Source organism: Xenorhabdus griffiniae, from assembly GCF_015163655.1.
In the GTDB taxonomy this organism is placed as follows: Bacteria; Pseudomonadota; Gammaproteobacteria; order Enterobacterales; family Enterobacteriaceae; genus Xenorhabdus; species Xenorhabdus griffiniae.
Window position 1 is genome coordinate 14,867 of the sequence record NZ_JADEUF010000023.1, and the last position, 20,240, is coordinate 35,106.

The following is a 20,240-nucleotide window of genomic DNA, read 5'->3' on the forward strand; positions in this document are numbered from 1 at the left end:
GGGAATCTTGCCAAATTCAACCAATGAAAGACAACCTGTTTCTTCACCAGATGCCATACCGGGTAGAACCACTCCATTAACCGTATCACCCTACCATGTCATCACACAGCATGCGATAGAGAACATTCCTGAAAATATGGAAATTGCCTATGTAGGAATGGGATGTTTTTGGGGCGTGGAACGCCTTTTTTGGCAGCAGGCAGGCATCTACACCACTTCCGTCGGTTACAGCGGTGGTACTACGCCAAACCCCACTTATGAAGAAGTGTGCACTGGTTTAACAGGTCACGCAGAAGTGGTCAGGATCGTATTTGATCCAACCCAAATTACCTATTCGCAATTACTCACCCTGTTCTGGGAAAATCACGATCCCGCCCAAGGTATGCGTCAACATGGCGATATTGGTACTCAGTACCGTTCCGCCCTGTACACGGTTTCACCACAACAGTATGAACAGGCCATTACCAGCCGTGATCAATACCAACAAGCGCTGACGCAAAATAACGACCAACGTACCATCACAACGGAAATTCGTGAAGCGGGACCATTCTATTTTGCCGAGGATTATCACCAGCAATATCTTCACAAAAACCCCGAAGGGTATTGTGGCTTAGGAGGTATTGGTATCTGCTTCCCACCAACACTTGGAAACTAGCTGATTGAGTTAGCCTATTAGCCCAATAGAAATTGAGGAAAGCTGCCTTGCATCAATAACTCACGATCAAAAAACGGCCGCAAGGCCGTTTATTATACTAATGCAATGTATCATATTGATCTTATTACATTATCATTAGTCGATGAGCAGTTACAAACAATCACCCTATTTCGGTCTGTAAGCGCAATACTTGCTGATTAACTTCACTCATTACATGGAAATGACGTTTATCTTTGATTTTCGGGGGTAAAATTTTTCCATAATTGAATTCAAAAGCGCCCATATCCTTAATATACAACCGCCCTCGAAATAGGGTTTTCACGTAGAGAGCAATTTTCACTGGGTTATAATGGCGAAAGATTTTCATCTCTGTTTTTTCCTCCCATGCTTCTTACGATATTATTCTATTGCTACTGCATAACATTTATTCACTACATAACGGCTCAATGCGTCACTGTTATGCCAACTGTATAGACTACGTATATGGAAATTTGTTCCCCCAATATTCAGATTCAATCACTATTTTGATATAACATAATGATATTAATGAGCATTATATTACATCATCCTCTTGTTTACTTATACATCGCTCTAAATGTTATCAAATTGTTTATTTTATTGAGGACAGACCAGTTAACAAGCGCTATGCTGAATATGTCACTCCCTGATAACATGCCACACCATGATAAATAAGGAATAAATATGTTAAAAAACAATACATTAATGAAAGTTGTGCTATCTGCAATATTGAGTATCACGTCAATATTTGCGTTCGCCCATAACATCACCTTAGAACAACCGGTTCCCGCTGTCAGTGTGACAGATAAAGGTGAACTGTTGCTAAATGATGGTAAGTTCAACTACCAAAATTGGAATAGTGCAGAACTTCTGGGAAAAGTCAGGACGATCCAACATATTGCCGGTCGTAGTTCCGCAAAAGAGATGAATGATCCCTTGATTCAGGCATTGAAAGATGCGGATTTACCCAAGGATAAATATCAAACCACCAGCATCGTGAATACCGATGAGGCTATTTTTGGCACTGGTGTTTTTGTTCGCAATAGTATCGAAGACAGCAAAAAACAGTTCCCGTGGTCACAATTTATTGTCGATAGTCACGGGCTGGTTAAAAAGGCTTGGGGACTGGAACCCAAAAGTTCGGCAATCATTGTGCTGGATAAAAATGGTAAGGTGAAATTCGTCAAAGATGGCAAATTAAGTAACGAAGACATTACACACGTTATAGGCCTAATTAAAGACGAATTGGGAAAATAGCTTATTTCCCATAGGGATGGATAATTTACTATTATTAGTTGTTTTTGTTAAATAAATTCAAGATAAATTATCTGTTATATCCCCACATACTTTTTTCTCCCTCCCCTCTGTCTTCGGGCAAGGGGATTGAGAGCCATCAAAGATAATACATTCTGCTTTTGCCACCGTGATGCATCTCAAAATTCATAACTAATCAATCTGTTATTACTTTTTATACTAAAATAACCATTGAAATAGTTCTCATTTGATATTACTTTTTAGCGAAGGTATTATTTCTATACCTAACAAAGGCACCAATGTTTACTTATCTATCCTATCAAACAAAATATAAATCACTTTTAATATCAATAATATGAGTTAATTTCACCACTATTATAGAGAATAATTCTCACCATAGCTGAGGGTAAATAAAATGAAAAAGTACATCTCTATCGCATTATGTGCGGCTTATTTTGTATTTGTGCCTCTTCAAGCAAGTGCTTTTGTCTGTAGCCCTTACCAATCAGATCAAGATTATCTTAATTGTGTATTCAATTGTGCCCAACAGTGGTGGGTTCCTACGCTTATGTGTATTTAACTCTGAGAATTATCTTGGGTAACTTAAGGTTATGTAGGTGGCTTCGATGATACACAAATCAGTACGGAGTCGCCTCATTAGGTATAATGACGTTAAAATGGCTCCCTCATGGAGCCATTATCAATTCAGCATCAAAAAACTCTGACTCTAAACCCTGGATTCAGGAAAGATTCACGCGGCGTGTAATCGAGTGTTTTCCCTTCCCAATCCGTCACATATGCCCCCGCAGCAATAGCAATGGCATGGCCAGCTCCCGTATCCCAGATGTTGGTTGGCCCAAAGCGTGGGTAAAGTTGAGCTTTTCCCTCTGCCACCATGCAGAACTTAAGTGAAGAACCTACCTCAAGTGTGTCGTGCACTCCTAGCTGGGAAAGATAGTCTTGCAACTCCTCGTCGTCCTTGTGAGAACGACTGACTACCACCACTGGCGGCTTTGCCGGCATAACTTTAATGGGAAGCGTCTGACCATTGGTTTCTTTCCATGCCTGCCGCCCTTGCCCTGAATATAAGACATTCTGTACCGGAACATAGACAACTCCCATCACAGGCACACCATTTTCTACCAATGCGATATTAACGGTAAATTCACCATTGCGGCGAATAAACTCTTTCGTGCCATCCAATGGATCAACCAGCCAATAACGCTGCCAATTTTTCCGCTCTTCCCATGCTGGTGGATCTTCTTCTGATAACAACGGAATATCAGGTGCAATGCGTAACAATCCCGCTTTAATGATCTGATGAGCTGCAATATCCGCAGCAGTAACAGGTGAATCATCCATTTTATGCTTTACTTGCAGCGGCTGTTCCGCCTGATAAACCTCCATGATCGCTGCGCCTGCTTCCCGTGCTAATTGGCAGATCTGTTGTAGCATCATACACCTCTGCGTTTGTTGTTTGGCTATACCACTTGAAGTACCATTTTTAACGCATTTTTTACTGGAATGGCGAATATTTTATTCATCCATCATTCCAAACTCAGCTAAAAAATAGCCGGTTAACCGGCTATTCAATAAGTTACAGAATTTCCAATAATTCCACTTCAAAGATCAGCGTGCTATAAGGCGGGATGGATGCCCCAGCGCCACGCTCACCATAAGCCAGATTATGTGGAATATAGAGTTCCCATTTGGAGCCAACTGGCATCAAGGTCAATGCCTCAATCCAACCTGGGATCACGCCGCTAACAGGGAATTCTGCCGGCGTACCGCGCTGCACCGAACTATCAAATACCGTGCCATCGATCAGGCGGCCTGTATAGTGAACACGAACACGGTCAGTACGGGCAGGGATAGCGCCATCACCTTGTGTCAGGACAGAAAATTGCAGACCAGACTCTGTGCTGCTGACACCTTCACGCTGAATATTTTCTGCCAGGAATTTTTTGCCTTCTTCTGCCATCGCCTGCTGACGTTCACGGCGAACGCTATCAGCACGTTCATGTATCTCACGTAGCGCACGATGTAGTTCTTCTACCGGAATAGCAGGAGAACGGCTTTCCAACGCATCACACAGCCCTGCCAACAGTGCTTCTGGTTCTAACCCTTGTAAACCGGATTCCTGTAATTGTTGTCCAACCTGCAAACCAATACCGTAACTTGCGCGTGCTTCAATAGACTCAAAAGAAGGTTTTGTCATGAAAGTACCTGTTATTAAATGAGTGAAAGCTCAAGCATAACAGCACTGTCTGGATGGGTAAACGCGTTAAAGAATTAATTGAATTATCATCTACCATAATATTTGATAGCGAAATAGGCTACAACGCAATAAATAAACTTCAAATTCCTACTATAGAGACAATCTTGCAAAATCAACGATAGATTTTTCATCATCATGCCAAACATGGCAAATATTGCGCTCAACCAATGTCTTCTGTATCTCATCAAAAGCCTTAGACTCTAATTGACTAAGATCCTCTTTTACATAAACCGTGAATAAAACCTTTCTTACATTCAATATATTTTCACTTGCAGCTCTGCTGATCCTGGCTACCCAAGAATCACAATGTTCAATCATTCCACTTGCCGCCTGCTGAGCAAATGCAAGGGGTTTTATGACACAAACGATTTCTTCTTTCTGTTTAGCAACAAATGGCAAGGTAAATTTAGATAATTCACCCTCAATTTTTTCTTTTTTAAATAAATTTCTTAAGTCATCATAACGATTCAACCTGTCTTTCAGTTCTCTGGTAAGAATGTTCTCCTTACGTTCTTTCGTATATTCTGAATGATTGATGAACTTGTTATAAATATCAGTTAGCTCTTGACTTGGGTTCTCAGATAACACCACCCTTGGAGGACTAAAAAAGAAAATAGATTCTCTAGGTGCGATGAATGTATTAAAAAAATCGGCAACTTTATAAGGATCATGAATATCGCGAATCACCCCTTGGGCAAACATTAATTCCTTATGAACAGCATCCCTGGCATAAGGAAACACTGAATCATCCCGAAAAAAATGACGAACTCTACTATTATTACTTTTTGTTAGCTTAAAATGGAATTCGCGTCGTTTAGGCACACACATGACTATACCAATATTGACAAACTCTTCCGTCTCGGCAAAAGGGGCATATCTCACAATACTGTATAAGCATGGATTAGTCATATAATGCTACTCCTAAACTCTTCTGAGTATCCTCTGTTTAGTATCTTCTTTATATTATTAACAATATCTTCATAATCAAGATGTTCGTACTACTCACTTGGAATTTTAATAATCGAATAACTGAAACTATATAGAATATTTTCTACAACATCATCTAATTCGTACTTATCTACCCTATCAAAATCCCAATCTCTGTTGATTGGAGAAAAAACATGGTAATCAAATTCATTCGATTCACAAGGTGACATAAATGCCAAATTATGATCTATGAGATAATATCTATTTGTTTTATAATTATAAATAATATTTACATTGCCTCCTTTTGCAGTCAAATTTCTATCGGAATTATTGATTAAGCGATCAAAGAAGTATATTAACTTTTGATAACTTTTTTCTATCTTTGTATGCGCTTGATGATAGGTGATACAGGCTGAGTCAGGAATATATTTTGTAACAAACGCATGTCCTTCTGAAAGTTCTCCAGTTAAACAGGGCATGAATGCCAACAATTCTCTCGATATATAGACAACTTTAATATCTGGCAGTGGAAGATTGATACTCTTAGCAAGATAAGAAGCTATCAGCTCATGAATAAGTTGGAGTTTTGGCATCTTAGGCTGGGATTTTACAACATATAAACCCCCATCATCACATTTACACAAATATGGTTCCGTTGAGCCATCTGACATTTTCCTAATTATTTCAACTACATTAATCACATCCGAGAGCATAGCTGTTCTATAACCTCTATTGCTGACATCAATTTTACACGTACTCACCCTATATCAAGCAAGTTGAAACGAAGTACCTTACTTTAATTTGATTAAGATTTCGTAAGTTATCAACGAAAATGTGGAGGATATTCAGCTTTTAGCAAGCAACAGGTATGGAGAGAAAATAATTTTGCGACACAAAACAAAAAACGCCGGCAATGCCAGCGTTTTTTGTCACATGTTCTTCAGCTAATCAACGATTAAGCTTCTGGAACGATGTTAACGTTCAACTGTGCAAATACATCGCTGTGTACTTGGAAGTGAACTTCGTGTTCACCAACAGTACGCAGAACGCCGTTAGACAGGCGAACTTCGCTCTTAGATACTTCAACGCCAGCTGCAGTTACTGCATCAGCGATATCACGAGTACCGATAGAACCGAACAGTTTACCTTCGTCACCCGCTTTAGAAGCGATAGTGACAGAACCCAGCGCACTGATTTTCTCTGCACGAGCTTGTGCTGCTGCCAGAACGTCAGCCAGTTTAGCTTCCAGTTCTGCACGACGAGCTTCGAAGAATTCGATGTTTTTCTTAGTTGCAGGAACAGCTTTGCCCTGTGGTACTAAGAAGTTACGGGCATAACCCGCTTTAACGTTAACTTGGTCACCCAGGCTACCCAGGTTCGCTACTTTATCAAGCAGAATAATTTGCATTACCTTATCCTCTCAAAGTCGTTAATGGACTGAGCCTATTACTGATGACGATCAGTGTAAGGCAACAGAGACAGGTAGCGCGCACGCTTGATAGCACGAGCGAGCTGGCGCTGGTATTTTGCACGAGTGCCGGTAATACGGCTTGGTACAATTTTACCGCTTTCGGTAATGTAGTTTTTCAGCGTAGCAATATCTTTATAATCGATCTCTTGTACGCCTTCCGCGGTGAAGCGGCAGAACTTGCGACGACGGAAATAACGTGCCATTTGGCTAGTCTCCAGAATCTATCAATTCAATCTGCTCGGCATGTAGAACCAGTTTGCTAAGACCATTGCGCCCATAATGGGAATTAATGAATCCTGAAACCATTATTCGACTGCCGACCGTTATACTGTGAGTATATTCCTGTAACAACTGTCCGCTGGCAATAACGGGCATTCTGCACCATGATTGCCTGCTGAATCCGGCTTCCTGTTGCTGTGAACGATGTTCAAGCACAAACTGACAATGAGGAATACCAGATGGACTGACTCTTCGTATCGGTGCTTTGCACACTGTGCCTGTGAGCACCAAACGATTGGTTGTCACGGTAATTACTCTTCAGAATCCCCAGCTTCATCAGCATCATCAACCAGATCTTCTTCCAAGACCAGATCACGGCTGCGACGTTCGTCTTTAGCCTTAACCATTGGTGATGCTTCAGTTATTGCGTGCTTAACGCGCATAACCATGCTACGGATAACGGCGTCGTTGAAGCGGAAGTTAGTTTCCAGCTCATCAATCGCTTCTTGTGGCGCTTCAACGTTCATCAGAACGTAGTGAGCCTTGTGCAGTTTGTTGATTGGGTAAGCCAGTTGACGACGACCCCAGTCTTCCAGACGGTGAATCTGACCTTGCGCGTTAGTGATAGTCGCACTGTAACGCTCGATCATGCCCGGAACCTGTTCGCTTTGGTCAGGATGGACCATAAAAACGATTTCGTAATGACGCATTAGCATTGCTCCTTACGGATTATTAGCCTCCTGTCAGGGTCAGCCGTGGCCCATGGAGGCAAGGAACGTGTTTAGTACGGCTGAAAAATCGACGCGTCACTATACCCGTACAATACAAAAAACTCAATAAAGAATTATCGGGCACTTCTCTGGCGCACGATTTCAAACAAGCATATCCCTGTTGCAACCGATACGTTTAAAGAAGAGACGGAACCCGCCATGGGAATACTGATTAATTCATCACAATGTTCACGAGTCAATCGACGCATACCTTCACCTTCCGCGCCCATCACCAGTGCCATCGGTCCCGTCAACTTGCTTGCATATAAATCATGCGTGGCTTCACCGGCAGTGCCGACAATCCAGATATTGTTTTCTTGCAGTAAGCGCAATGTCCGCGCAAGGTTAGTCACTCGGATCAGAGGTACACTTTCTGCCGCACCACAAGCCACTTTTTTGGCGGTGGCATTCAATTGTGCAGAACGATCACGAGGAACAATAACGGCATCAACTCCCGCAGCATCCGCGGTACGCAAGCAAGCTCCCAGATTATGCGGATCGGTGACACCATCCAATACCAGCAGAAATGGACGTTCTAGCCGAGATAACAATTCCGGCAGATCATTTTCCTGATACTGACGTCCTGGCTTGACTCGTGCAATGATCCCCTGATGGACGGCACCTTCTGTTTGGGAGTCCAACCATTGACGGTTGGCGATTTGTACCGCGATACCGATACTTTCCAACTCTTGCAATAATGGGGTTAAACGGCGATCTTCACGCCCTTTCAACACATAAACTTCCATGAAACGTTGTGGATCGCGCTCCAGCAAGGCTTTAACGGCATGGATACCGTAGATAATTTCACTCATGACTGACTGATACCTGACTCACTGATATCGTTAAGATACCGAAAATAGTGGGCGGCCGAACCCGCCCTGTTTGATGATTGTATGGATTCACTTTACTCGTGATTAGCTTGCGCTTTTTTTCGCACGCTTCGCTTTCAGTTTTGCCGCAATTTTTTTAGTCTTGCTTGACGGTTTTTTCTTTTTGCCTGACTTAGGCTCTGTAAACTTTTCCGCACTTTTCTTTTTACGAAAGGCGTTATCTGGCTCAAAATCGGCTGATTTTTTATGATCACGACCTTTTTTACTATTTTTACGCTCTGGCGTACCTTTTTTCGCCTTATTGCGGGCTGTCTTCCCTTGATTACGCGCTTTACGGGTTGTTGAAAGTAGGGTGAAATCGATGTTGCGTTCATCCATATGAACCGCTTCCACCCGAATCTCGACTTCATCACCGAGGCGATAAGTTGTTCCAGAAGACTCACCAATCAAACGCTGGCCGACGTTATCATATCGATAATAATCATTATCCAACGTTGAAACATGTACCAAGCCGTCAATAAACAGATCATTTAAGCGAACAAAGAAACCGAAACCGGTCACGCTGGTAATCAATCCAGTGAAAACATTACCCACTTGATCTTGCATGAAATCACATTTTAACCAGTCAGCCACATCCCTTGTCGCTTCGTCAGCACGGCGTTCGGTCATGGAACAGTGGTCACCCAATTGCAGCATCTGCTCCATGTCGTTGTGCCAACCTCCTGTTGGCGTCCCGTTCTGCTCAATAGCACCCTTTTCTTGTGCCAATAAGTACTTAATCGCACGATGCAGAGCCAGGTCAGGGTAGCGGCGGATTGGCGAAGTGAAGTGAGAATAAGAGCGTAATGCCAGACCAAAATGCCCCCGATTCTCCGGCTCATAGATCGCTTGCTTCATAGAACGCAACAGCATCGTTTGTAGTAACTCGTGATCGGGCCGATCCGCAACTTGTTTCATCAATTGCGCATAATCTTTCGGTTCTGGCGTCAGGCCCCCCAACAAGCTCAATCCCAATTCATTGAAGACTGAACGTAGGTTCAGGATACTCTCTTCTTTTGGTCGATCATGGATGCGGTATAACGCAGGCTCATGGTGTTTTTCAACAAAGCGAGCTGCGGCAATGTTCGCCAAGATCATACACTCTTCGATAAGTTTATGTGCATCGTTACGTACAACGTGTTCTATACGTTCAATGCGACGCTCTGCATTAAAGATAAACTTGGCTTCTTCCGATTCAAACGAAATAGCGCCACGCTGTTCACGCGCATGTTCCAGTGCCTGATAAAGCTCATGCAGATGCTCAATATGTTGCACCAGCGGCTTGTAGTGCTCACGTAGTTCTTGATCACCCTGCAAAATCTTCCAGACTTTGGTATAGGTCAAACGGGCGTGTGAATTCATCACCGCTTCATAAAACTTGTAGGAAGAGAGCTTGCCTTGGGCGGAAACGGTCATTTCACACACCATACATAGGCGATCAACTTCTGGATTGAGGGAGCACAAGCCATTAGATAGCACTTCCGGCAGCATAGGGACAACCTGGGATGGGAAGTAAACCGAGTTACCGCGGCTGCGTGCTTCCGTATCCAAAGCGGTTTGCGGACGAACATAGTAGCTGACATCAGCAATCGCTACCCACAACCGCCAACCACCACCCCGTTTTCTTTCGCAATACACCGCATCATCGAAGTCTCGTGCATCTTCACCGTCGATTGTCACTAGCGGCAAAGTCCGTAAATCTACCCGGTCTTGCTTGGCCGATTCCGGTACATGCTCAGCCAAACCCGCAATCTGTTTTTCTACCATCGGCGGCCAGCTATGGGGAATTTCATGGGTACGCAATGCGATCTCAACCGCCATGTTCGTTCCCATCGTCTCGCCCAGCACTTCAACAATTTTGCCAATGGCTTTAGTCCGACGAGTCGGGCGATTTGTCAATTCAACCACCACAACATTACCCATTCTTGCCCCGCAAGTGACTTCTTTCGGGATCAAGATATCGAAACAGAGACGGCTATCATCTGGGACGACAAATCCCATGCCAGCATCCATAAAATACCGGCCAACAATCTGGCTACTCTTGGGTTCCAAAACCCGCACGATACGCACTTCAACGCGGCCTTTTCTGTCTGGTCGCAAGGGCTGTGCCAGTACCACATCACCGTGGATCGCCATTTTCATCTGATCGGCTGGCAGGTAATAGTCTTCTTTGTGCCCTTCCGCACGCAGAAAACCATAACCATCACGGTGTCCAATCACCGTGCCTTTCAATAAATCCAGCCGCTCTGGTAATGCATAACATTGCCGGCGGGTAAAAACCAACTGTCCGTCACGCTCCATTGCCCGCAAACGGCGGCGCAGTGCTTCCTGTCCATCTGGAGTGGTTAACTGAAGTTCCTGTGCTAATTCCTGACGGCTTACCGGCGTGTCGTGTTTAGAAATGATATCCAAGATGTATTCACGGCTTGGGATAGGAGATTCGTATTTTGCAGCCTCTCGTTCCTGAAAAGGATCTTTTGACATCATCATTCCTCTATTGTCATCAGCAAGCTGTTTATCCCCTTGCTTCACTTAACCAAAAGTAATTGATAAAGGGGACGATTGTCATTGACCATGTCGGCCACAGTATGTTTATCCAACTCTTCCAAAAAATTTTCTACCGCTTGATTCAAGACCGACTTTAAGCGACATGCAGGCGTGATTTGACAGGCACTACAGTTAACCAATGACAAAGGTTCTAATGAACGAACCACATCACCAATTTTGATCTCGTTGGCAGGTTTCCCTAAACTGATGCCGCCATTTTTTCCCCTGACAGCATTCACTAATCCTAAGTGACTCAGTTGATTGATGATTTTTACCATATGGTTACGCGAAACACCATAAACTTCAGTGACTTCTGCAATACTCGTCATTTGGCCCTCTGGTAACGAGGCCATATAAATCAAGGCACGTAATCCATAATCGGTAAAACTGGTTAACTGCACACTCACCTCTGGGAGACTGAATATAACGGGGCTTATTTGGCACCAAAAAATGTATGTTTATTGGTTTTCGTTAGTTAGTCATCATTATGTGGGTATTTTAAAAATTAAGCAAAACGGGAAAAAACAAAAACCGGGCAATAAGCCCGGCCATGTGTGCATAAAAGATGAATTTATCGATTAAGCATCAAAGGGATCACGCAGGATCATAGTTTCCGCACGATCTGGGCCTGTAGAAATAATATCAACAGGAACGCCTGTCAGCTCTTCTACACGTTTGATGTAGTTCAATGCTGCTTGTGGCAATTGGCTGTGATCTTTCACGCCAAAAGTGCTTTCATCCCAGCCAGGCAAGGTTTCATAGACGGCTTCAAGCCCTTCCCAGTTTTCAGCGGCCAGGGGCGTTGTGTCAATGACAGTGCCATCAGGCAGGCGATAACCAACGCAGATTTTCACTTCTTTCAAGCCATCCAGCACATCCAGTTTAGTCATGCAGAAGCCAGACAGAGAGTTGATTTGGATCGCGCGACGAATAGCAACGATATCCAACCAGCCAGTACGACGGCTACGACCTGTAGTCGCACCAAACTCCTGACCTTTCTGACGCAGGTATTCACCTGTTTCATCAAACAGCTCGGTTGGGAATGGACCGGCGCCTACACGGGTAGAGTAAGCCTTAATGATACCCAGTACATAATCAACATAACGTGGACCCAGGCCAGAACCTGTTGCAACGCCACCCGCCGTGGTGTTAGAAGAAGTCACATAAGGATAAGTACCGTGGTCGATATCCAGCAAAGTCCCCTGCGCACCTTCAAACATGACCAATTCACCTTTCTGGGTTGCTTTGTACAGCAAGTCAGAAACGTCAACTACCATGCCCGTCAGGATATCGGCAACCGCCAAAATGTCATCTAAGGTTTTCTGGTAATCAACGGCAGGTTCGTTGTAATAGTTAACTAACTGGAAGTTGTGGTATTCGATGATTTCTTTCAGTTTGACAGCGAAAGCTTCTTTATCAAACAGATCACCCACACGCAAGCCACGACGTGCAACTTTGTCTTCATACGCAGGACCAATACCACGACCTGTTGTACCAATCGCCTTGGCTCCACGCGCTTTTTCGCGGGCGTTATCCAATGCAACATGGTAAGGCAGGATCAGCGGACAAGCTTCAGAAATAAGCAGGCGCTCACGTACAGGAACCCCACGTGATTCAAGCGCTTTCATCTCTTTCATCAAAGCATCTGGTGCTAAAACGACGCCATTTGCGATAATGCTAATGACATTTTCACGTAAGATCCCGGACGGGATTAAGTGGAGAACGGTTTTTTCACCGTTGATGACTAGTGTATGGCCCGCGTTGTGGCCCCCTTGATAACGAACTACATATTTAGCTCGTTCAGTCAGCAAGTCGACGATTTTACCCTTGCCCTCGTCACCCCATTGGGTGCCCAATACGACAACGTTCTTACCCATTTCAAAACTTCACTCGGTTGCTTAAAAATGGATTCTACCATCTCATTTAGCACCTTTCAGTATTTTTTATTACTTCTTGTTATTTCGTTTCATTATATAAATGGGATGATAAGTAAATAATTAGTAATTATAGCGGGTTATAAAAAAGCCACTGTCATTTTTTTACAGTGGCTTACAGTAAGTTAAGAGAATATTACTTCGCAGGGGCTTTCATATAACGGAAGAAGTCAGTATCTGGACTCAGTACCATTACATCATTACCGTTATTCTTGAAGCTCTTCTCGTAAGCACGCAAGCTACGGATAAACGCATAGAATTCAGGATCTTGATTGAACGCATCCGCGAATAGTTTAGTGGCTTCCGCATCACCTTCACCACGTAATACCAATGCTTCGCTCTGTGCTTCTGCCCTGATTTCAGTTGCTGTTTTATCAGCAGCAGCCCGGATTTTTTCTGCTTCTTCCGAACCTTCTGAACGCAGGAGACGCGCTTCGGCTTCACGATCAGCACGCATACGCTGGTAAATAGCTTCTGAAATTTCCTGTGGCAAGTTGATCTGTTTGATACGAACGTCAACAACTTCAATACCTAACGCAGCCATGCTGTTTGGATTAATGGCTGGTTGCTTGCTTTTTGTCTCTTTTTCTACCAAGGCCGCAGCAGAGGCAATGGCATTATCGACATCTGTTGCATCATCTTCTTCGTGGGTTCCCCGATTCAGGGCATCACGCACATCGGTAGTTAAACGACCACGAGAATCAGTCACAATACCGCGTACATCAAGACGACCAATTTCAGAACGCAAACGGTCACTGAATTTACGTCTCAGCATCATTTCAGCTCGGTTAATATCACCGTTACCTGTTGCCAGATAGTAACGACTGAAATCATTAATGCGCCACTTTAAGTAAGAATCAACGATCAGGTCTTTATTTTCACGTGTTAAGAAACGGTCTGCCTTGATATCCATAGTTTGAATACGGGCATCAAGCGTCTTAACCGTTTCCACAAACGGTATTTTGAAATGCAGACCCGGCTCATAAATGATCGGTTTATTCTCTGCATCACGTACAACCTTACTAAAACGCAACACAATGCCACGTTCACCTTCTTTGACAGTAAAGATTGATGAATAGAGAACAACCAATACCGCAATAATCGCAACAATAAATGAATTACGCATGATTATGGTCTCCCTATTCTGACCGTATCACCGCGCAGGTTATCGCTACCACCATAAGTGTTAGATTCCCGTTGTGATGTAGGTTGATTCTGACGAATCATCTTCTGTACTGCTGTGTTACTCGACGTATTTTGCTGAACATGTGCCTGATCTTTCACTGCTTGATCCAATGGCAATAACAGCACGTTGTTACTCTTCTCGTTTGCAATGACTTTACGTGTATTGCTCAACACACGTTCCATCGTCTCGATATACAAACGTTCACGAGTAATTTCTGGAGCCGCCTTATATTCAGGTAAGATTTTGGCAAAACTAGCCACTTCACCCTTAGCATTCAATACCGCGCTAACTTTATAGGCTTTGGCATCCTCAATAATACGCTGAGCTTCACCTTTCGCTTTAGGTAATACTTCGTTCTCGTAAGCTTTAGCTTCACGAATGGTTTGCTGCTTCTGTTCACGCGCTGCGATCACATCATCGAATGCAGCCTTAACTTCTTCTGGTGGACGAGCAGCCTGGAAGTTTACATCGACCACAGTAATACCCATATTGTATGGACGGATAGTCTCTTCCAGTACCTTCTGAGTATCGTTACGGACAATAGTACGCCCTTCCGTCAGATTGGTTTCCATCGAATATTTGCCAACAACACCACGCACGGCACTGTCTGTAGCTTGGCGCAAGCTATTATCAGGATTAGTCACACTAAAGAGATAAGCCGCTGGATCGGTAACACGATATTGAACGTTCATTTCTGCCAATACCACGTTTTCATCTGAAGTCAGCATGGCACCCGTTGTTGCTAAATCGCGAACAGATTCAACGTTAACCGCCCTGACATGATCGATGAACGTCATTTTCCAATTCAAACCAGGCTGTACAACATGATTAAATTTACCAAACCGAGTTACTACACCACGTTCTGTTTCTTTAATCGTATAGAAACCACTTACAACCCAAACAGCAATTGCAGCAGCAACGGCAAGACCAATAAGACGCCCGCCAAATTTAGGGTTCTGTCCAGAACCATTTCCACCTTTGTTTCCACCGAAACCACCGAGTTTTTCACTCAGCTTACGGAACAGATCGTCGAGATCAGTTGCCCCACGGTTACGACCACCTTTATTGTTGCCGCCGGAGTTGCCGCCATTATTATTGCTGCTTCCCCACGGGTCGCGGTCCTGTCCGTTATTACCGGGCTGATTCCACGCCATGTTTTAGCTCCACTTTCTAGTTTTTACTGGTTTTTCAGAGGTGACTGCTCTCCACCCAGATGGGTGAGGCTTCCCACTTCACAGGCCGTTGCCTGTCCCTGACAGGTTTGGCAGCGGCCTCCGTGGGCAGAAACGACAAACTTCATCGTTTTTGTAAGCAACCAATATTATTGGGTGATAACTTTTGACAATGCTGACCTGTCACTGCAATTCTGGCACAGTCATTTCATCACCGCCATTTCATCTCTGCCACTCCATAACTATAAGCACCTTGAAATGACGGATAAAATGATACCTTGTTTGTTGTCTTGCGCCAATCAATCAGACAACATAGTCGGGTAATTTTGGTTCTTGTTTACACAGACGACGCCAATCGACCATTGGCATCCTGACTTCAACACCAACCTGACCATTCTCTTCCAGCCACTCACGCTCAATGGCCTGAAGCTGATAAAAACGGCTACGCAGACGTCCTGCTTCAGGTGGAAGGTGCAATTTATAGTGCGCAATTTCACCTGAAAGACGCTCAGTCAATGCTTGCAGTAACAGAGGAATACCTGCGCCAGTTTGTGCAGATAACCAGACTCTGACCGGCCGATTTTCTTCATCACGATCAATACGGGGAATAAAATCTTCTAACATATCGATTTTATTCATCACCATCAGCGAAGGGATCTCATTGGATTCAATCTCTTCAAGAACACTGTCAACAGCAATAATGTTTTCATCGAAGCGAGGATCAGCCGCATCAACCACGTGCAGCAATAATCTCGCCTGCCGAGTTTCCTGCAAAGTCGCCTTGAACGCTGCCACCAAATCATGGGGTAAATGGCGAATAAAACCGACTGTATCAGCCAAAACAACCGTACCAACATCATCCACTTCTATTCGACGCAGTGTCGGATCCAAGGTGGCAAAAAGCTGGTCAGCCGCATAAACGTCGGCAGAAGTGATTTTATTGAATAAACTGGATTTTCCCGCATTGGTGTAACCGACAAGGGAGACGGTTGGGATATCGGCTTTATTACGTGCCTGGCGCCCCTGTTCACGCTGCTTTTCAACTTTGTTGAGGCGTCCCAAAATCTGTTTGATTTTGTCACGCAGCATACGGCGGTCACTTTCCAACTGGGTTTCCCCAGGTCCACGCAGCCCGATCCCCCCTTTTTGGCGTTCAAGGTGAGTCCAGCCTCGAACCAGACGGGTGGACAAATGACGCAATTGCGCCAATTCGACTTGCAACTTGCCTTCGTGCGTTCTTGCTCGTTGGGCAAAAATATCCAGAATCACCCCCGTGCGGTCAACGACACGGCATTGGCACAAGCGTTCAAGATTACGTTCCTGAGCAGGGCTGAGGGCATGGTTAAACAACACCACATCTGCACCGCTGTTTTTGACAGCTTCAGCAATTTCCTCTGCCTTGCCCTCTCCGACAAAATATTTCGGATGAGGTGCCTTCCGGCTTCCCGTTACAATCTGCACAGGAGAAACACCAGCGGAAGTTACCAATGACTCGAATTCACTGAGATTTTCCGTATCTTTTTCCTGTGAGAAGAAAACATGCACCAGAACGGCTAACTCTCCGCCTTCATAACGATCAAACAACGGTGCAACCCCTCAGGCTGAGTAAAAATCCAATAAGAAAAAACATAGGTAAAGTCTCCCTACCTATGTTTTTATTTTCAGGCACGGCTGCTGATTTATTCAGCGCCATCGCCTTCCTGTTGTACTGTCGAGTTAGTGCCCGCATGATAATTTCCAACACTAGTTGGTACATTCTGGTTGTTACCATGATGAGACACAGGACGGGAAGGCACAACAGTAGAGATGGCATGTTTATAAACCATCTGACTAACCGTGTTCTTCAGTAAAATGACAAATTGGTCAAAAGATTCAATCTGACCCTGCAACTTGATGCCGTTTACCAAATAAATAGAAACCGGGACCCTTTCACGTCGTAAAGCGTTCAGGAATGGATCTTGCAAAGATTGCCCCTTAGCCATTCTATATTTTCCTTATTTTGTTGTTTTTAACTAAGAACCGTTTGGTTCGAAAAGTAACTACTCAAAAATGATACTTTGTACTGATAATGGGTACTGATCAATTGTACACAATCAATGAATTTATGTACTAATAACCTGCATGACTGTGTTTAGGTTTTGTTTAGGTTGATCGCTATCCAACCAAGTCACATTGTCCCAACTCCTGAGCCATGTAATCTGACGCTTCGCCAATTGGCGTGTCGCACAGATACCACGATAAACCATCTCATCATGAGAGATTTCGCCCGCAAGGTAAGACCACATCTGACGATAACCAACACAACGAATGGAGGGTAAATCTGTATGCAAATCACTACGAGCATAAAGCGCTTTGACCTCATCTTCAAACCCTGATTTGATCATTTGTTCAAAACGGGCTGCGATACGTTGATGCAACATTTCACGACTTGCTGGCGCGATCGCAAATTGATGAACTCGATAAGGCAATATTTCTCCAGACGTTTCAGTCAACTCAGTTAGAGTTTTACCCGAAATTCGAAAAACTTCCAGTGCACGAGTAAGACGTTGTGGATCATTAGGATGAATCCTTGCCGCAGAAACGGGATCAATTTCCTGTAATTGTCGATGTAACGCGTCCCATCCCAGCTCTGCTGCCTGCTGCTCAATCTGCTCCCTCACCACCGGATTTGCAGAAGGCAAAGGCGATAATCCTTCCAACAATGCTTTGAAATATAGCATGGTTCCACCAACCAGGAGTGGTATTCTCCCAGCCGCGGTGATTTCTGCCATTTCTTGCAATGCATCACGACGAAAATCGGCAGCAGAATAGACTGCTGAAGGATCAAGAATGTCGATCAAACGATGAGGTGCTAGTGCCTGCTCTTCTGCGGAGGGTTTGGCTGTCCCAATATCCATTCCACGATAAATCAAGGCAGAATCGACACTGATTAATTCAACCGGAAGATGCTGACGCAAAGCGATCGATAACGCTGTTTTCCCTGAAGCCGTCGGCCCCATGATAAAAATAGCTGTCGGCAGATGTTGAGTTTTTAAATCACTCATGATTAAGGAATGCCACCACTGCTTGTAAATCAATTAACTGTAATAACCCATCTGGCGGCGATCTCACCAGCTGAGGGCAAAGACGTTCGACATCAGCCAAAAGCTGGACAGCTTGTGCGATGTTCCACGTTTCATGCTCGCTATCCACGTGACGGGAAAGCCAACTGGCAACCTGCTCAACAGAAGCGGCTGACTGTTCCCCAAGATAGCCCAACAGTTCCGGCAAGAGTTTCGGCAGGTTCTGTTGACGCAGAGGCAACGATACCGCATGAATGGTTACTTTTCCATGTGCGACTGTCGATTCAATGCCAAAAGTCTTTAATAAGTCGCTATTCTGCTTTAAGACACTCATTTCTGACTGATTGAGAGCCAGTTTCAGCGGGATCAATAACGGCTGGGATTTAAGCCCCTGTTCTCCGGGGGTGAGTTGTGCCTGTTTCAGCCAGCGTTCAGCAACGGGCAGGGAAAGCAACCCGATTCCCAATGGGGATTCGATCAAAGCATAACAACCTGCATAGATACACAATACTTTTCCAAAGCTATGTTTCCCCTGTCCCGTTGGCACAGGCGTAGCAGAAACCGATACACTTTCCCGCGTACCCCGCTCTGGAAATAACGGGCGTTTTTCTTCCGGGGAGAATTGCATCATTTTTTGGTACAACTCCCCCTGTTTTTTCTGGTAGCTTTCCCCATGCTGTACTGGTTGCGTACCACGATCATGATGCTCATGACGGCGTGAAGAGGATTCATCCACTTGCTCAACACGCTTACGGGTAAAATGGTTTTCTCCCGCAGAAGGGCGATTCTCCGGCACCCACCTTGTAGCACTCTCCTGACAGCCGAGCGCCAATTCATCTCCCGTGCCGCGTTGTTTCAATACCGTAGCTACCCCCTGATAAATAAAATCATGTACCAGGCGAGCCTGATGGAAACGCACTTCATGTTTGGCTGGATGTACATTGACATCCACCTGACGCGGATCGATTTCGAGATACAAAACATAAGCGGGTTGTTGCTCCCCCTGAATCAAATCCTGATAAGCTTGACGAATTGCATGATTAATCAGGCGATCCCGCATCATACGCCCATTCACATAGCAGTATTGGATCTCGCTTACTGCCGTATTCACGGGATCTACAACCCAACCCTTAATAGACAAAGCATCATGCTGCCATGACAACGCCAGCGCCTGTTGCACAAAGGCAGTTCCACAAATGGCTGCCAGACGCCGTTCATGCTGAGATTCATCTTTAGCGGGACGATACTGGCGCACTAATTTCCCATTGTGATTGAGGTTAATGGCGACATCCAACCGCGCCAAAGCTATCCGACGCACGACTTCATCAATATGGCCAAATTCTGTTTTTTCTGTTCTCAGAAATTTGCGGCGGGCAGGGGTATTATAAAACAGATCCAACACTTCAACCGTTGTTCCCACGGGATGAGCAGCAGGTTTTACCGTGACATCCATATCACGGCCTTCGGCATAAGATTGCCATGCTTCTGCCTGACTTTCGGGACGGGAAGTTAATGTCAGCCTTGAAACAGAGCTGATACTCGCTAAGGCTTCCCCACGGAAACCCATGCTGACAATCGCTTCCAAATCGTCCAATGAAGCAATTTTACTGGTTGCATGGCGCGCCAGTGCCAGCATCAAATCCTGTTTGGCTATCCCACAGCCATTATCGCGGATTCGGATAAGCTTTGCGCCACCCCGTTCAATATCAATATCAATACGGGTTGCACCGGCATCAAGGCTATTTTCCACTAACTCTTTCACTACAGAAGAAGGGCGTTCAACCACTTCACCGGCAGCAATCTGGTTTGCCAATTGTGGGGGTAATATCTTGATAGCCATAATGTGACCTTACTTACAGTTCAGAGCCTTGATAGGCT

General features: G+C 44.6%; 22 protein-coding genes. 2 read left to right on the forward strand and 20 right to left on the reverse strand.

What is annotated here, in order from left to right; genetic code table 11:
• Positions 1 to 7 precede the first annotated feature (7 nt).
• A complete protein-coding gene (msrA, locus tag IQ211_RS05790; protein ID WP_189758658.1) occupies positions 8 to 655 on the forward strand; it encodes a peptide-methionine (S)-S-oxide reductase MsrA in 648 nt (215 codons plus the stop codon).
• Between the two features lie 160 nt (positions 656 to 815).
• Here msrA and IQ211_RS05795 read toward each other — a convergent pair whose 3' ends face one another.
• Complete coding sequence (locus IQ211_RS05795; protein ID WP_074021057.1) at positions 816 to 1,022, reverse strand: DUF1107 domain-containing protein; 207 nt, start codon at positions 1,020 to 1,022, stop codon at positions 816 to 818.
• Between the two features lie 335 nt (positions 1,023 to 1,357).
• Between IQ211_RS05795 and IQ211_RS05800 the strand changes: the two genes are divergently transcribed.
• Positions 1,358 to 1,930: a YtfJ family protein gene (locus tag IQ211_RS05800; RefSeq protein WP_189758657.1), complete on the forward strand. Its 573-nt coding sequence runs from the start codon at positions 1,358 to 1,360 to the stop codon at positions 1,928 to 1,930.
• 708 nt (positions 1,931 to 2,638) lie between these two features.
• On the opposite strand, the gene cysQ is transcribed toward IQ211_RS05800, so the two are convergent.
• The 19 genes from cysQ to mutL all read right to left on the reverse strand — a co-directional run bounded on the left by cysQ (position 2,639) and on the right by mutL (position 20,202).
• Positions 2,639 to 3,382, reverse strand: a complete 744-nt coding sequence (gene cysQ, locus IQ211_RS05805; RefSeq protein WP_189758691.1) for a 3'(2'),5'-bisphosphate nucleotidase CysQ — start codon at positions 3,380 to 3,382, stop codon at positions 2,639 to 2,641.
• A gap of 142 nt (positions 3,383 to 3,524) precedes the next feature.
• Positions 3,525 to 4,145, reverse strand: a complete 621-nt coding sequence (locus tag IQ211_RS05810) for a BamJ family beta-barrel-assembly machinery protein (RefSeq protein ID WP_189758656.1) — start codon at positions 4,143 to 4,145, stop codon at positions 3,525 to 3,527.
• A gap of 150 nt (positions 4,146 to 4,295) precedes the next feature.
• Entirely contained in the window at positions 4,296 to 5,114 is an 819-nt protein-coding gene (locus tag IQ211_RS05815; RefSeq protein WP_189758655.1) for a DUF3037 domain-containing protein, read from the reverse strand.
• Between the two features lie 89 nt (positions 5,115 to 5,203).
• Complete coding sequence (locus IQ211_RS05820; protein WP_189758654.1) at positions 5,204 to 5,893, reverse strand: HipA family kinase; 690 nt, start codon at positions 5,891 to 5,893, stop codon at positions 5,204 to 5,206.
• A 194-nt stretch (positions 5,894 to 6,087) separates the two neighbouring features.
• On the reverse strand, positions 6,088 to 6,540 hold the full coding sequence (gene rplI, locus IQ211_RS05825; protein WP_189758653.1) for a 50S ribosomal protein L9: 453 nt from the start codon (positions 6,538 to 6,540) through the stop codon (positions 6,088 to 6,090).
• Between the two features lie 38 nt (positions 6,541 to 6,578).
• Positions 6,579 to 6,806 carry a 30S ribosomal protein S18 gene (gene rpsR / locus IQ211_RS05830; protein ID WP_000135199.1) on the reverse strand — a complete coding sequence of 76 codons (228 nt, stop codon included), beginning with the start codon at positions 6,804 to 6,806 and terminating at the stop codon, positions 6,579 to 6,581.
• 4 nt (positions 6,807 to 6,810) lie between these two features.
• The gene (gene priB, locus IQ211_RS05835) at positions 6,811 to 7,128 is read right to left on the reverse strand and encodes a primosomal replication protein N (RefSeq protein WP_189758652.1); all 318 of its coding nucleotides are present in this window, start codon (positions 7,126 to 7,128) and stop codon (positions 6,811 to 6,813) included.
• Between the two features lie 5 nt (positions 7,129 to 7,133).
• Positions 7,134 to 7,532, reverse strand: a complete 399-nt coding sequence (rpsF, locus tag IQ211_RS05840; protein ID WP_189758651.1) for a 30S ribosomal protein S6 — start codon at positions 7,530 to 7,532, stop codon at positions 7,134 to 7,136.
• A gap of 134 nt (positions 7,533 to 7,666) precedes the next feature.
• Positions 7,667 to 8,404 carry a 23S rRNA (guanosine(2251)-2'-O)-methyltransferase RlmB gene (rlmB, locus tag IQ211_RS05845; protein WP_189758650.1) on the reverse strand — a complete coding sequence of 246 codons (738 nt, stop codon included), beginning with the start codon at positions 8,402 to 8,404 and terminating at the stop codon, positions 7,667 to 7,669.
• 102 nt (positions 8,405 to 8,506) lie between these two features.
• Positions 8,507 to 10,945, reverse strand: coding sequence for a ribonuclease R (gene rnr / locus IQ211_RS05850; protein WP_189758649.1), 2,439 nt, complete (start codon positions 10,943 to 10,945; stop codon positions 8,507 to 8,509).
• 44 nt (positions 10,946 to 10,989) lie between these two features.
• A complete protein-coding gene (nsrR, locus tag IQ211_RS05855; protein WP_189758648.1) occupies positions 10,990 to 11,409 on the reverse strand; it encodes a nitric oxide-sensing transcriptional repressor NsrR in 420 nt (139 codons plus the stop codon).
• Between the two features lie 177 nt (positions 11,410 to 11,586).
• Positions 11,587 to 12,885, reverse strand: a complete 1,299-nt coding sequence (locus IQ211_RS05860) for an adenylosuccinate synthase (RefSeq protein ID WP_189758647.1) — start codon at positions 12,883 to 12,885, stop codon at positions 11,587 to 11,589.
• Positions 12,886 to 13,078: 193 nt separating this feature from the next.
• A complete protein-coding gene (gene hflC, locus IQ211_RS05865) occupies positions 13,079 to 14,068 on the reverse strand; it encodes a protease modulator HflC (protein WP_189758646.1) in 990 nt (329 codons plus the stop codon).
• 2 nt (positions 14,069 to 14,070) lie between these two features.
• Positions 14,071 to 15,282: an FtsH protease activity modulator HflK gene (gene hflK, locus IQ211_RS05870; protein ID WP_189758645.1), complete on the reverse strand. Its 1,212-nt coding sequence runs from the start codon at positions 15,280 to 15,282 to the stop codon at positions 14,071 to 14,073.
• Between the two features lie 23 nt (positions 15,283 to 15,305).
• Complete coding sequence (locus IQ211_RS19850; protein WP_262985587.1) at positions 15,306 to 15,428, reverse strand: hypothetical protein; 123 nt, start codon at positions 15,426 to 15,428, stop codon at positions 15,306 to 15,308.
• Positions 15,429 to 15,603: 175 nt separating this feature from the next.
• The gene (gene hflX, locus IQ211_RS05875; RefSeq protein ID WP_189758644.1) at positions 15,604 to 16,884 is read right to left on the reverse strand and encodes a ribosome rescue GTPase HflX; all 1,281 of its coding nucleotides are present in this window, start codon (positions 16,882 to 16,884) and stop codon (positions 15,604 to 15,606) included.
• Between the two features lie 95 nt (positions 16,885 to 16,979).
• On the reverse strand, positions 16,980 to 17,282 hold the full coding sequence (hfq, locus tag IQ211_RS05880) for an RNA chaperone Hfq (protein ID WP_189758643.1): 303 nt from the start codon (positions 17,280 to 17,282) through the stop codon (positions 16,980 to 16,982).
• A gap of 120 nt (positions 17,283 to 17,402) precedes the next feature.
• Entirely contained in the window at positions 17,403 to 18,344 is a 942-nt protein-coding gene (miaA, locus tag IQ211_RS05885; protein ID WP_189758642.1) for a tRNA (adenosine(37)-N6)-dimethylallyltransferase MiaA, read from the reverse strand.
• On the reverse strand, positions 18,337 to 20,202 hold the full coding sequence (mutL, locus tag IQ211_RS05890; protein WP_189758641.1) for a DNA mismatch repair endonuclease MutL: 1,866 nt from the start codon (positions 20,200 to 20,202) through the stop codon (positions 18,337 to 18,339). The genes miaA and mutL overlap by 8 nt, the downstream gene beginning before the upstream one ends.
• Between the last annotated feature and the right edge of the window lie 38 nt (positions 20,203 to 20,240).